Origin of the sequence: Pseudomonas sp. Leaf434, from assembly GCF_001425545.1 — a bacterium.
Lineage (GTDB): Bacteria > Pseudomonadota > Gammaproteobacteria > Pseudomonadales > Pseudomonadaceae > Aquipseudomonas > Aquipseudomonas siliginis.
In genome coordinates, this window is record NZ_LMQZ01000001.1 from 2156651 (window position 1) to 2169011 (window position 12361).

13 protein-coding genes are annotated in these 12361 nt (G+C 59.6%); 2 read left to right on the plus strand and 11 right to left on the minus strand.

Going from position 1 to position 12361, the window contains the following annotated elements; genetic code table 11:
• Window positions 1-133: 133 nt before the first annotated feature.
• The 9 genes from ASG55_RS09635 to ASG55_RS09685 all read right to left on the minus strand — a co-directional run bounded on the left by ASG55_RS09635 (window position 134) and on the right by ASG55_RS09685 (window position 9385).
• Entirely contained in the window at window positions 134-1450 is a 1317-nt protein-coding gene (locus tag ASG55_RS09635; protein WP_056785917.1) for a hypothetical protein, read from the minus strand.
• Window positions 1451-1495: 45 nt separating this feature from the next.
• Window positions 1496-2242, minus strand: coding sequence for a hypothetical protein (locus ASG55_RS09640; protein WP_041479693.1), 747 nt, complete (start codon window positions 2240-2242; stop codon window positions 1496-1498).
• A 43-nt stretch (window positions 2243-2285) separates the two neighbouring features.
• Window positions 2286-2966: a C39 family peptidase gene (locus ASG55_RS09645; RefSeq protein ID WP_024012915.1), complete on the minus strand. Its 681-nt coding sequence runs from the start codon at window positions 2964-2966 to the stop codon at window positions 2286-2288.
• Between the two features lie 64 nt (window positions 2967-3030).
• Window positions 3031-4023: a hypothetical protein gene (locus ASG55_RS09650; protein WP_056785920.1), complete on the minus strand. Its 993-nt coding sequence runs from the start codon at window positions 4021-4023 to the stop codon at window positions 3031-3033.
• A gap of 73 nt (window positions 4024-4096) precedes the next feature.
• Window positions 4097-4669 (minus strand): hypothetical protein, encoded by a 573-nt coding sequence (locus ASG55_RS09655; RefSeq protein ID WP_041479691.1) that lies wholly within the window; start codon window positions 4667-4669, stop codon window positions 4097-4099.
• Window position 4670: 1 nt separating this feature from the next.
• Window positions 4671-5120: a hypothetical protein gene (locus ASG55_RS09660; RefSeq protein ID WP_056785923.1), complete on the minus strand. Its 450-nt coding sequence runs from the start codon at window positions 5118-5120 to the stop codon at window positions 4671-4673.
• 331 nt (window positions 5121-5451) lie between these two features.
• On the minus strand, window positions 5452-5976 hold the full coding sequence (locus tag ASG55_RS09665; RefSeq protein ID WP_056785925.1) for an AAA family ATPase: 525 nt from the start codon (window positions 5974-5976) through the stop codon (window positions 5452-5454).
• On the minus strand, window positions 5973-6536 hold the full coding sequence (gene pnuC, locus ASG55_RS09670) for a nicotinamide riboside transporter PnuC (RefSeq protein WP_041479688.1): 564 nt from the start codon (window positions 6534-6536) through the stop codon (window positions 5973-5975). Before pnuC ends, ASG55_RS09665 begins: the two co-directional genes overlap by 4 nt.
• Before the next feature lie 1214 nt (window positions 6537-7750).
• Complete coding sequence (locus tag ASG55_RS09685; protein WP_056785931.1) at window positions 7751-9385, minus strand: methyl-accepting chemotaxis protein; 1635 nt, start codon at window positions 9383-9385, stop codon at window positions 7751-7753.
• A gap of 304 nt (window positions 9386-9689) precedes the next feature.
• On the opposite strand from ASG55_RS09685, the gene ASG55_RS09690 reads away from it, so the two are divergent.
• Both ASG55_RS09690 and ASG55_RS09695 read left to right on the plus strand, forming a co-directional pair.
• Window positions 9690-10520 (plus strand): undecaprenyl-diphosphate phosphatase, encoded by an 831-nt coding sequence (locus tag ASG55_RS09690; protein WP_016774688.1) that lies wholly within the window; start codon window positions 9690-9692, stop codon window positions 10518-10520.
• On the plus strand, window positions 10517-10945 hold the full coding sequence (locus ASG55_RS09695; protein WP_056785933.1) for a DUF1294 domain-containing protein: 429 nt from the start codon (window positions 10517-10519) through the stop codon (window positions 10943-10945). The genes ASG55_RS09690 and ASG55_RS09695 overlap by 4 nt, the downstream gene beginning before the upstream one ends.
• Window positions 10946-11064: 119 nt before the next feature.
• Here the strand turns inward: ASG55_RS09695 and ASG55_RS09700 are convergent, their stop codons facing one another.
• Both ASG55_RS09700 and ASG55_RS09705 read right to left on the minus strand, forming a co-directional pair.
• The gene (locus ASG55_RS09700) at window positions 11065-11424 is read right to left on the minus strand and encodes an MmcQ/YjbR family DNA-binding protein (protein ID WP_016774690.1); all 360 of its coding nucleotides are present in this window, start codon (window positions 11422-11424) and stop codon (window positions 11065-11067) included.
• Entirely contained in the window at window positions 11421-12329 is a 909-nt protein-coding gene (locus ASG55_RS09705) for a LysR substrate-binding domain-containing protein (RefSeq protein ID WP_056785936.1), read from the minus strand. The genes ASG55_RS09700 and ASG55_RS09705 overlap by 4 nt, the downstream gene beginning before the upstream one ends.
• Window positions 12330-12361 lie beyond the last annotated feature (32 nt).

Sequence of the window (12361 nt, forward strand, 5' to 3'; positions counted from 1 at the left end):
CAGGTGCGGACGTATTTCCGATAAGTGGTCGCGAGTTGCACCAGCAGCGAAAAGCCGACAGATCAAAGGATCGCAGCCTTCGGCAGCGCCTACACGAACTGTAGGAGCTGCCGAAGGCTGCGATCTTTTGCTTTTAGAAGTAATACGGGAATTTCAGGCTGAACGAAAAGTCCGGCGCATCATCGGTCATGCCGATCGACAAGTTCGGCACGATCGTCAGGTTGTCGGTGGCTGCGATGGTCATGCCGACGTTGAAGTAACCGGCGTTGGCATCACTGGACACCACCGATTCCCAGTCGCCGCCGTCCTGTTTCAGCTTGCTTTTGCGTTGCACCAGGTCGGAGACCGAGAACGACATACTCATCTTCTCGTTGAGCGCGAAGGCGATACCGGCACCGATCTGGAAGCTGTCGCCGATGCGCACTTTGCCCGGGTTTTTCTGATTGACCGTAGAGCTGATGTCGTCGAACGACTCCTCAAGGTTGTGGGTGTAGGAAAGGCTGCCGAACAGCACCGCCGGGTCAAACGTCTTGACCAGCGAGATACCCGGCGTGATCGACCAGACGCCGTTGCCGGTGGGCAGGGTGTCGGGGACGAACAGGTTGGAGTTGGCGTCGGTCTGGCGCAGTTTGATGCCGAACGGGTCTTTGCCGGTCGGCGCCTTGACGCGCAAGGTGACCACGGCGTCCGGGGTGTTGACCGATTCGTCGAGGAACTTGTAGGCGATACCGAAGTTGACGTCGCCAATGGTTGGATCCTTGGTGACGGTTTCTTCTGTTGTTACGCCAGCCGCGCCCTCGTTGCCGCCGCCGGATTGATACGTCGACTCGCGATAGATCACCGGCACGTTCAGGTCGAACTGCCAGCGGTTATCGAAGTTGTAGCGGCCGGTGAGGTCCAGGGTCCAGGTGTCGGCCTTGATCCGGTCGAGGTTGATGTTGCCCAAAAAGATCGAATCCAGCGCGAGGAACCCGTTCAGGATCAACTGACGGGTGTCGTAGCGTGAATAGGTCAGGCCGGTTTCCACGCTGAACTTGCCGCCGCCAAAGAAACCGCTGGCTTCGTCATACAGGTTGGAAACGCTCTGCGCCGGTTGTGAATCATCGGCCAGCGATTGACCGTAGGAAGCGCCACTGCCCCCGGCGGCGCCTCCCGATGCAGCGGCCGCACCGGTGCCTGTGGCGGCTCCGGCGGCGACGCGATTGCCTTTCATGTCCGACGGTGATTTTGCCAGCCGTTTTGGCGGTGGGGCGGCGGGTGTTTCTTCTACCTGGCGAACCCGTTGTTCAAGTACCGCCAGCGCTTGTTGTTGTTGTTCGTATCGTTGTCTCAGTTCCAGAAGTTCCCGTTTCAGGGCTTCTACATCGGCGTCGGGTGCTGCTTGCAGCATTGCCGCCGGGAGAAGGGTACTCAAACACACTGCAGCACGCAGTGATACTGATCGATACATGAATAAGCCGTCCCTTTAAGCCCAATGATCGAGACTCAGCGTAGTTCAATATCCGATATTGCGTAGGGCCCCGAGTTGGGTCAGGTTGCAATCCAGTGCACCGGCGCTTCTGCCGTTATTGTTAAGTACGACGTTGAGTTGCGTAAGGTTGTTGACCACGTTGGCGCTGCCCAGCAATCGGGTGTTCTGCAGCAGCCCGCCCTGGGCGACTTGTTGCAGTGCCGTGCCTTGATTGCCGCTGGCCTGAATGGCCATTTGCACGCCACCGCCATTGGCTGAAACCGCGACACTGCCGGCGCCGTTGCTGCCAGTAATGGTTTGTCCGGCGATAAGGGCCTGGCCTTGCGATGGCACCAGTGCCGGCGCCTGACTGGCTTCGCTGACGTTGATCGCGACGTTGTTGTTGGCGGTGTTGCCATCGCCGGCGGCGCGTACGCTTTGCGTCACACCCTGGCTGCTGTTGAGGCCGGCGCCACCGATTACGCTGCCGGTGCCTGCGGTGAGGGCGCTGCCGTTGCCCGACTCCTTGATGGTCGAGACGTAGAATTCCGGTTTGACGGTTGCGGCCTGGATCTGCATCGAGGTCGCGGCCCCGATCAAGTCGCCGCTGGCGTTGCGCCAGGTGCTGCTCATGACAATGCCGAAGCTGATGATCCGCCCCGGCATGACGTACCGACCGCGCAGCTCGGCGAGCTCCTGGTCCTTGATTTCGATGGGTTTGAATCCGGCATGGGCTAAACCTGACGCACTCGCTGCCAGGCAGGCGGCGGCCAGCCAGTATGAGCTTTTCATCTGCTGCTCCCGGGACATCCAGTCCCATTCTCTAACTCGGCGATTAAAAGAAGTCGCTCTGAATGAACCCGAAATCCATCAATTCCGCATCTTTGACCGGGTTGAAACTGTCCAGCGAGTTCTTCGCCGTCAGCGGCACCGGAGGGCTGCGCAAGGCGTTGGCCTTGTCGTAACCGGGGCCGACGATGGCAAAGACAATGCCGTTCCAACCTTTGACAAAGTCGTCGTGCTTGTAGCGCTTGTGGCCGAGAACCGGGTCACCGATGTAGACCCAATCCTTGTCCGAACGCTGCAGGACGACGAAATGCTTGTAACCACGAATGTCCATCAGAACCACCACCGGAATGGTCACCGCTTCGAGTTTCTCGGGCGGGATCCGGTAGCCACGGGCGCGCATGCCGATGCTTTCTACGTAGCGCTTCATGTCGAGCATGGAGAAACCCTGGGTTCGCACCAGGTCCTGGTCAGCGTTGACCAGCATGCCTTTGATGATGTGCTCCTCATCGACGTCGAGCCAATAGGCCTGGCGCAGGACCGTCGCCAGTGCAGCAGCGCCGCAGCTGAAGTCGGTTTTCTGTTCGACGATGTCGGCAAACTTGCGCTCACGAATGCTTTGCACATCCTTGTAGACCAGCACGCCACCCGGCAGGGCAGCGACGGGCATCTGGGCCGCCTGAGTCAGGCCGCACAGACAAAGCAGAGCGAGGAGGGCAGGAGTCCGCATGATCGAATACGCCTTGTGGAACCGAGGAAAAGCCCCGTTGCCGGGGCTTTCGTTTCGATCGCGATTACATGCAGGCTTTGCAACCTGCGGCGATGGACAGCGAGTTGCTTTGTTGGTTGCCCACACCCGCCGAGACGTTGGCTCCGCCGTTGCCGGAGAAGTTGTTCATCGAGTTGGTCATGTTGGCGTTGTTGACGACAGGAGTTTTCCAGCCATCTTTGGTCAACACTTGTTGGGTGGTGACGCCAGCGAGGCCAAAAGTACCCACGGCTTCGAACTTGGCTTTCTGATCATCGTTGCCGCCATGGCCGCCGCCACGGTTACCCCAACCACCATGGTCGTTGTCGTCTTCGATGGTCGCAGTGCCTTTGGCTTTGAACACGCCAGCGGCTGCATAAGTACCGGTAAGGGTGTCGGTTTTGTAAGCCTGCACGCCTTTGTTTTCCACGACCAGGCCAGTCGAGGACTGGTTGGCAGAGGCGGCAGCCTGCGCTACACGACCACCGGAAACGGCGATGGCGAGGTTGTTTTTCTGTTGGTTGAAGTTGCCGGCGGTCACGTTGATGCCGATGTTGCCGGAACCGTTGTTGCCAGTATTGGTGAGGTTGGCGTTGTTGAAGGTGGAAGAGTTTTTCACATAGTTGTTGTTGTTCACCTGAGTCGCGCTCGAGGCGGCAACAGCATTGCCGAAGATGAAGCTTTCGTCAGCGGTGGCCAGTGCAGCAGCGTTGTCCTGCTGGTTGCCGTCGCCGCCCGCCACGTTGGCACCCATGTTGCCGTTGGAGCCGTTGAGCGAGTCGCTGGCATTGGCGTTGTTCAGGGTGCCCTGGTTTTTCACCACGTTGCCGTCGCTGTTTTGTGCGTCGAGTACAGCGGCGCCGGCGCCTGCGGTGATCTGCAGCAGTTGTTCAAGATTCGGACCTTGTGGCTGGCCGTGACCGTTGCCGTGCCCGTTACCATGACCGTTGTTGTCACCACGGCCGCCAGCCTGTGCTGCCATTGCCATCACTGCTGCGAGTGCGAAAACCAGTGGTTTGAGAGCCATTGTAGGTTTCATGGTTGTTTCTCCGTCGTGCTTATTAGTTGGTTAAGTGTTGGGACTTTTCTAATTGCACTGCTTTTTGTTTGGGTCAGTCTGCGACCCGGATGCTCAGGGTGTTAGCCATGCGGTTCCCCACCCCGGCACTCTGGTTCACCTGGATTACCCCGCGGCTGCCGGTGAAGGCCTGATCACTTGTCGTGACCTGGCGACTGCCGATTGAGGTACCAGTTGCTCCTGAGCTCGGTAAAAACGCCACGTTCTGTTGTGAAAGGGCGCTGTCGTCAACGCTCTGCGGGCCGGCACTGATGCTGACGCGCGTGACGTTGGCCATTTGGTTGTTGGCACCGGCGCCCTGGTTCACACCGAGGATGCCGTTGCCATTGCTGAAAGAGTTGCCGCCGATGTTGGCGCTCGCGTCGATGGCGCGGCTGGCGGGCGTGTCGATGGTCTGCCTGACGCTGGTGGTGGCATGGGCTTCGGTGCCGATGGCAATCGCCTTGGTGTTGGCTTGTTGCATCTGGTCACCGGCAGCCTGGTTGACATTGAAGTTGCCGCGATACTGAGCGCCGGAATCCTGAATGTTTGCCTTGTTGACTGAAGCCGAATCGGCCATGGCGCTGGTGCAGCCGAGCAGGGCGAGAAGCAGCAGGGTGCGATTCATGTCATTGGCCTCCGGCCATACGAGTCAGAGGCGCCAACCCGGTGCTCATCGCCCGGTTGACGGTATTGGAGATCGAGGCGCCAGAACCACCGCCGCTGCCAGTGCGCATACCGGGCAGGCCGTTCTGATTGGTCAGGGTGTTCATGCCGGGCAGGTTGGAGCTTGGCGTGGTCATGTTGCCGCGAATCGATGAGCCGCTGGCGACGCTGGCGAAATCACCGTCAGTGAGTTCGGTACTGCTGAGGGTCTGGTTGATCCGCGCCGAAGGGTTGGCGTTGACCGTGGTCGGATAGGGGTCTTTGCCGCCATTGCGCCCGATCGCGACGGGTTGAACGTCGCGGTTGAGGACGATCACGCCGTTGCCTTCAGCCTGGGCGCTGACACTGATCAAAGCGCTGGCGGCTGATCCGATCAGCAGGAGGCAGGTCAGGCCTTTATTGAAATTCCCCACGGCTGCAATTCCTTCTTCAGTGGGCTGGGTTATTCAGCGTTGTGAAGAAGAGAGCGAAAGCTGTGCCGGTTTTGAATTATCGTTTTATTTCAACGGCTTACATGCTTTGGGAAGTTCCCTGTTGCGGGCACTGTTTCAGCGCTGAGACACAGGGCGGATCGCTTGCGGGGCAATGGGCGCCGGAAAGCTCTGGAACAAGGGTTTGCGCCGAGGTGTTTCATCGGCGTAACAGATCACGTGACGCAATGATGAATGACGCTTGGGCGGGGCCTTTGCGCGGTCGGGAGTGTTTCAAAAACGGACAGTTTTGCGTTAAAAGCTGCCGGGCGGCTCATCTGGACAGCAAACGCTCGACCGCCGCAAAGGCTTGTGTCTGGCGTTCGGCCCAATTGCCTTTGATCACTTGCAGCGGCTGTTGGTGCTGGATCAACCAAACGCGGGTGGCTTCGTAGAACGCCATGCGATCCGCAAGATCCGGTTGGCAGCGCTGGCCGTCTTCGGTCCAGTCGATCTGTTGCGGGGACAACAGCAGGTGCAGGTCGTAATGGCGCGCCAGTAACTCGGTTTCCAGCCAGGCCGGGCAGTCGCCAAACAGAGTCTGGCTCCAGAGGATGTTGCTGAGCAGGTGGGTGTCGAGAATCAGCAGTGGGGGCTGTTTTGCGCGCGCCTGATCTTCCCATTGCAACTGGCCCCGGGCGATATCAGGGATATCCGCAAGGCAAGTGTCGCGTGGGTTGTCTTCGATGAACCGACGAACATATTCATCAACGCGCACGCCGCCGAAACGCTGCTCCAACCCTGCCGCCAGCCAGCTCTTGCCGGTGGATTCCGGGCCGGTGAGAACGACGACTTTCATGTGCGCAATGCCGGATCGGCACGCCATTCCCGCCAGCCTTGCACGGCGAGCAGGGTAAACAGCGCGTACAGGGCGGCGGTCAGGTACAGGCCTTTGTAGATGAACAGGCCGACAAAGATCACATCGAGGACGAACCACAGCGCCCAGCATTGCAGACGTTTTTGCGCCATCCACAGTTGCGCGACCAGACTGAAACCGGTGAGCGCGGCATCGAGCCACGGCTGTGCGGCGTCGGTCCAGTGCGCCATCGCCGCGCCCAGCAACACACTGCCGATCGCCCCAACGCCGAGGCCGAGCACCATTGAGCGTGGATCGAGGCGGGTAACCTGGCGACCGTCATGCATCGTCCCGGCGCGGGTCCATTGCCACCAGCCGTAGATCTGCAGCGCGGCGTAGATCACTTGCAGCAACATGTCCGAATACAGCTTCACCTCAAAGAAGATCCAGCTGTAGAGCAACACCATGACCAGCCCGATCGGCCAGCACCACGGATTCTGCTTGACCGTCAGCCACACGGCGATGACACCGAGGGCAGCGGCAAACAGTTCAAGCCCGGACATGAGTGATCCTTGGGGGAGTTGAGAAGGGGGCGGATTGTACTGCATTAGTCAGGTCAAAAGCCCCTCACCCTAACCCTCTCCCGGAGGGAGAGGGAACTGATCGCGTTGTTTGGTCGAGGTACGCCGACCTGGAATAACGCGTCGAACGCAGATCATGAAAAGCNAGCGCAGTGATCTACGATCAAAAGCCCGACCCTAACCCTCTCCCGGAGGGAGAGGGAACTGATCGCGTTGTTTGGTCGAGGTACGCCGACCTGGAATAACGCGTCGAACGCAGATCATGAAAAGCGCAGTGATCTGCGATCAAAAGCCCCTCACCCTAACCCTCTCCCGGAGGGAGAGGGAACTGATCGCGTTGTTTGGTCGAGGTACGCCGACCTGGAATAACGCGTCGAACGCAGATCATGAAAAGCCCAGTGATCTGCGATCAAAAGCCCCTCACCCTAACCCTCTCCAGGAGGGAGAGGGAACTGATCGCGTTGTTTGGTCGAGGTACGCCGACCTGGAATATCGCGTCGAACGCAGATCATGAAAAGCGCAGTGATCTACGATCAAAAGCCCGACCCTAACCCTCTCCCGGAGGGAGAGGGAACTGATCGCGTTGTTTGGTCGAGGTACGCCGACCTGGAATANCGAACGCAGATCATGAAAAGCGCAGTGATCTACGATCAAAAGCCCGACCCTAACCCTCTCCCGGAGGGAGAGGGAACTGATCGCGTTGTTTGGTCGAGGTACGCCGACCTGGAATATCGCGTCGAACGCAGATCATGAAAAGCGCAGTGATCTGCGATCAAAAGCCCGACCCTAACCCTCTCCCGGAGGGAGAGGAAACTGACCGCGTTGTTTGGTCGAGGTACGCCGACCTGGAATATCGCGTCGAACGCAGATCATGAAACGCCCAGTGATCTGCGATCAAAAGCCCCTCACCCTAACCCTCTCCCGGAGGGAGAGGGAACAGACCGCGTTGTTTTGGTCGAGGTACGCCGACCTTGAATAACGCGGCGAACGCAGATCATGAAAAGCGCAGTGATCTGCGATCAAAAGCCCCTCACCCTAACCCTCTCCCGGAGGGAGAGGGAACTGATCGCGTTGTTTGGTCGAGGTACGCCGACCTGGAATAACGCGTCGAACGCAGATCATGAAAAGCCCAGTGATCTGCTCCCTCTCCTCGGGGAGAGGGCTGGGGTGAGGGGTGGGCTCACCTCGGTGACCGGTCAGACCCGGAACTGACGCAGCAACCCGTTGAGCTGTTCGCTCAGTTGCCCAAGGCGCAAGCTGGCCGCGCTCGACTGCTCAGCGGCCAACGCGGTGCTATGGGAAAGCCCGGCCGCCTGGGTGACGTTCTGGTTGATGTCCTCAACCACCTGCGCCTGTTGCAGCGTAGCGCTGGCAATCGACGCATTGAGGCCGTTGAGATTACGCAACGCCTGGCCAATCGCATTAAGGCTCGCCCCGGCCAGTCCCGCCTGTTCGATGGTCAATTGCGAGGCCTTGCTGCTGTCGCCGATCACCTTCACCGCAGCCTCCGAATGATTCTGCAAACGCTCGATCATCGACTGAATCTCCGCCGTCGATTTCTGCGTACGCTGGGCCAGCAAGCGCACCTCATCGGCGACTACCGCGAACCCGCGCCCCTGTTCTCCCGCGCGCGCGGCTTCAATAGCCGCGTTCAAGGCCAACAGGTTGGTCTGTTCGGCAATCGAGCGAATCACCTCCAGCACGCTGCCAATCTGCGTACTCTCCGCTGCCAGGGTGCGGATCACTTCCACCGCCTGATCGATCGTGCCCGAGAGCTTGTCGATCTGTTGCAGGCTGCCGTCAATATTGATCTGCCCCTGTTGCGCCTGCGCTTCGGCATCGCGCATTTCTGCGGCGGCGTGTTCGGCGTTTTTCGCCACGTCCTGCACGCCGTAGGTGACTTCGTTGATCGCCGTGGCCACCAATTCCATCTGCTGCGATTGCTGCTGACTGCGCTGCTGCGCCTGCGAGGCATCGTTGCCCAGTTCGCTGGAAGACAGGCCCAAAGCGCTGGCCGAGACCTGCAGATCACCAATCACTCGGCGCAGCTTGGCGGTGAAGGCATTGAAGTGATGGGCCAGTTCAGTGACCTCATCCTTGCCATGGGTATCGAGGCTGCGGGTCAGGTCGCTTTCGCCGCTGGCGATGTTGGCCATCGCATTCACGGTTTCCTGCAACGGACGGACAATGCTGCGTGCGATCAGAATCACCAGCAGCGCCATGATCAGCGCAATCGCCAGGCCGATCGCCGACGCCTTGATCATCTGCCCCTGGAATTCGGCTTGCACATCGTCGACGTACACGCCGGAGCCGATCACCCAGCCCCACGGCTCGAACAACTTCACGTACGAAGTCTTCGCAACGGGATCAGTCGCCCCCGGTTTCGGCCAGCGATAATTGACCATGCCCGCGCCTTTGGCCTTGGCGATGGCGACCATTTCGTTGAACACCGCAAAGCCGTCCGGGTCGCGGATCGCCGAGAGGTTCTGGCCTTCGAGTTTGGGGTTGGTCGGGTGCATGACCATCACGGGCGTGAGGTCGTTGATCCAGAAGTAGTCGCTCTGGTCGTAGCGCAGGCCACGGATCGCGGTCAGCGCCTGCTTTTGCGCGGCATCCCTGGTCAGGGTGCCAGCGGTCTCAAGACCTTGGTAATAGGTGAGCAGGCCGCTGGCGGTCTGCACCACGTGCTGGGTTTTCTGCGCCTTGGCATGGTAGAGGTCGTCGTGAATCTGCTTGAGCATCAGCACGCCCAAGGTCAGCAACATGACCACCGCCACGATCAAGATGAGCCACAAGCGTCGGCTGATCGACACACTGCGCAAGCTGTTCATAACGCTGTCACTCCGGATTTTTGTTCTTGTAGTAAACGATCGCCAGCATCCAGCCACCGCTGTGGGCTCGCGATTGCGCGACTTGAGCCACCTAACGCGGGGAGCGCTATTAAGGCTTGTCTGTTAGGATTTCGGCCCCGCGCGCGAAAACCTGAATCCGGTTTTGATATTTCACGGAATTTTTACCGTTTCGTGTGGATCCTGTGCGCGCGCAATCGCTACAGCTTTTACCGGCTACGCTGGACGCAGTGAACGAAAAAATACTATCGGGGCATGCCCGCGTGCATCGCTCTTTGGGGGATTGATGGATCTTTGGACCGCCTTGCAGGCACTGATTCTAGGAGTTGTAGAAGGGCTGACGGAGTTTTTGCCCATTTCGAGTACCGGACACCAGATCATCGTCGCCGACTTGCTGAACTTCGGCGGCGAGCGCGCCATGGCGTTCAACATCATCATTCAGCTCGGCGCGATCCTTGCGGTGGTCTGGGAGTTTCGCCGCAAGATCCTCGACGTGGTGATCGGCCTGCCGACCCAGCCGAGCGCCAGGCGTTTCACCGCCAACCTGCTGATCGCCTTTCTGCCGGCCGTAGTGCTCGGCGTGATTTTTGCCGATCTGATCCACGAATATCTGTTCAACCCGATCACCGTGGCGGCGGCGCTGGTCATCGGCGGAATCATCATGTTGTGGGCCGAACAGCGTCAGCATGAAGTGCATGCCGAAACCGTCGATGAAATCCGCTGGACCGACGCGCTGAAAATCGGCTTCGCGCAATGCCTGGCGATGATTCCCGGCACCTCGCGTTCCGGCTCGACGATCATTGGTGGCTTGCTGTTCGGCCTGTCGCGCAAGACGGCCACCGAGTTCTCGTTCTTCCTCGCCATGCCAACCATGGTCGGTGCGGCGGTGTATTCGGGCTACAAATACCGCGACCTGTTTGTGCCGGCGGATTTCCCGGTGTTCGCCATTGGTTTTGTCACGGCGTTCATCTTCGCCATGATCGCTGTACGCGGCCTGCTCAAGTTCATCGGCAGCCACAGTTATGCAGCGTTCGCCTGGTACCGGATTGCCTTCGGCCTGTTCATTCTGGCGACCTGGCAGTTCGGCTGGGTGGACTGGTCGGCGGCCAAGGCATGAACGATTCCCGCACGCGCCGCCCTGAGGGACGACCTTCAGGCGGGCGCGTTCAGCATCTGAAATTGAAGCTTGTGGTGTTGCTGATCGTCTGCGCGCTGCCGCTGTTCGGCTCGCTGTCGATGTGGCTCAGCGGCATCTCGCGGGTGCCGCTGGCGGCGTACGGGATTGTCAGTGTGCTGGCGTTCTTTCTGTACTGGGCCGACAAACGCAAGGCCCGCGCCGACGCCAGGCGTACCCCGGAAAACATCCTGCATGCGGTGGAACTGGCGGGCGGCTGGCCGGGTGCTTTGATCGCGCAGCAGGTATTCCGGCACAAAACGCGCAAGGTGTCGTTTCAGATTCTGTTCTGGGTGATCGTGTTGTTGCATCAGGTGTTCTGGATTGACCAGATTTTCCTCGGTTCAAACCTGCTGTCGCTGATCTAACGTCCACCGAAAATCCCCTGTGGGAGCGAGCCTGCTCGCGAACGCAATCTCATCCTCGCTGATCAATCGCCTGACAAACCGCCTTCGCGAGCAGGCTCGCTCCAACAGGATTTGCGTGCTTACAAAAGCAGGCCGATTTGGGTTTTCTTAGGCAACTTGCTCACCACCAGTTGATGGGATCGTTGCAACAGTCCCTGCAATTCCTCGGCACCCAGCGGGTAGGGCGGGTGCATGATGATCCACTGCGCCCGCGCCAGATACGGCGCTGGATGAATCCCCGGGCGGTCGCAGTGGCCGAGAAACAGATCCTTGTCGACCTTGAACGCCAGCGAATCCCCACGTAATCCCTGCAAGGCAAACATCTTGTTGCCGGCAATCGAGAACACCCGCACGCCGCCCCATTTGTAATCTTCCCGCGCGCCGGGCAGGGCCAGACAAAACTCGGCAACTTCGGCTTCGCTCATTCTTCCCTGTTTCATAGAAATCTGTCCCCGCAGGCATTGAACGATTCGACCAGGTGATCAATCCATGCACGCACCGCTGGCATTACCCCGCGCCGGTGCGGATAGACCGCTTGCAGCCAGCCGCCAGGCAATGACCATTGCGGCAGCACTTGCACCAGTGTGCCGTTACGCAATTCGGTTTCGCAGAACATCATCGGCAGCACGGTAAAGCCCTGACCGGCGAGCACGCAGGCCTTGCGCACCACGAAGTCATCAATGCCCAGCCGCGCTTCCATGCTTAGATCGACGCTCTTGCCTTGCTGATCGAGCAGACGCACATGAACCATGCGGTCGGCTTCCAGCGCGCCGAGTACCGGCAGGTTTTTCAGGTCCTGCGGATGAGTGATCGTCTTGCCTTGCATGAACGCCGGGCTGGCGATCACCACTGCTTGCGCCTGCCGCAAGCGCCGGGTGACCAGCAACGGGTCTTCATCGCCGTGATCGCGCACACGCAAGGCGACATCGATGCCTTCGGTGACCAGATCGACCCGGCGGTTGAGCAGGACGACCTCCAACTGCACCTGAGGAAACTTGCCGAGGAAATCGCTGATCACCGTCGGCAGCATTTCATGGGCCAGACCGGTCGGGCACGACACCCGCAAGCGTCCGCGAGGCTCGCTGGACATGCTCGCCACGGCCTCGTCAGCCATTTCCGCTTCCAGCAGCATCGCCTGGCAGTGGCGCAAATAGCGTTCGCCCACGGCAGTGAGGCTCAGTTGGCGAGTGGTGCGTTGCAGCAGACGTGCACCGAGGCGCTCTTCCAGCTCGGCGATCCTTCTCGAAAGCCGTGACTTGGGAATACCGAGCAAGCGCCCGGCGGCGGCAAAACCGCCGGCTTCGACCACTTTGGCGAAATAGTAGAGATCGTTGAGGTCCTGCATGCGCGTTTCCAGTCGTTCTATCAATGGGACGA

Coding starts and splice junctions, on each gene's coding strand:
- ASG55_RS09635 (WP_056785917.1), bottom strand. CDS start 1,450: ATGTATCGATCAGTATCACTGCGTGCTGCAGTGTGTTTGAGTACCCTT.
- ASG55_RS09640 (WP_041479693.1), bottom strand. CDS start 2,242: ATGAAAAGCTCATACTGGCTGGCCGCCGCCTGCCTGGCAGCGAGTGCG.
- ASG55_RS09645 (WP_024012915.1), bottom strand. CDS start 2,966: ATGCGGACTCCTGCCCTCCTCGCTCTGCTTTGTCTGTGCGGCCTGACT.
- ASG55_RS09650 (WP_056785920.1), bottom strand. CDS start 4,023: ATGAAACCTACAATGGCTCTCAAACCACTGGTTTTCGCACTCGCAGCA.
- ASG55_RS09655 (WP_041479691.1), bottom strand. CDS start 4,669: ATGAATCGCACCCTGCTGCTTCTCGCCCTGCTCGGCTGCACCAGCGCC.
- ASG55_RS09665 (WP_056785925.1), bottom strand. CDS start 5,976: ATGAAAGTCGTCGTTCTCACCGGCCCGGAATCCACCGGCAAGAGCTGG.
- pnuC (WP_041479688.1), bottom strand. CDS start 6,536: ATGTCCGGGCTTGAACTGTTTGCCGCTGCCCTCGGTGTCATCGCCGTG.
- ASG55_RS09685 (WP_056785931.1), bottom strand. CDS start 9,385: ATGAACAGCTTGCGCAGTGTGTCGATCAGCCGACGCTTGTGGCTCATC.
- ASG55_RS09690 (WP_016774688.1), top strand. CDS start 9,690: ATGGATCTTTGGACCGCCTTGCAGGCACTGATTCTAGGAGTTGTAGAA.
- ASG55_RS09695 (WP_056785933.1), top strand. CDS start 10,517: ATGAACGATTCCCGCACGCGCCGCCCTGAGGGACGACCTTCAGGCGGG.
- ASG55_RS09700 (WP_016774690.1), bottom strand. CDS start 11,424: ATGAAACAGGGAAGAATGAGCGAAGCCGAAGTTGCCGAGTTTTGTCTG.
- ASG55_RS09705 (WP_056785936.1), bottom strand. CDS start 12,329: ATGCAGGACCTCAACGATCTCTACTATTTCGCCAAAGTGGTCGAAGCC.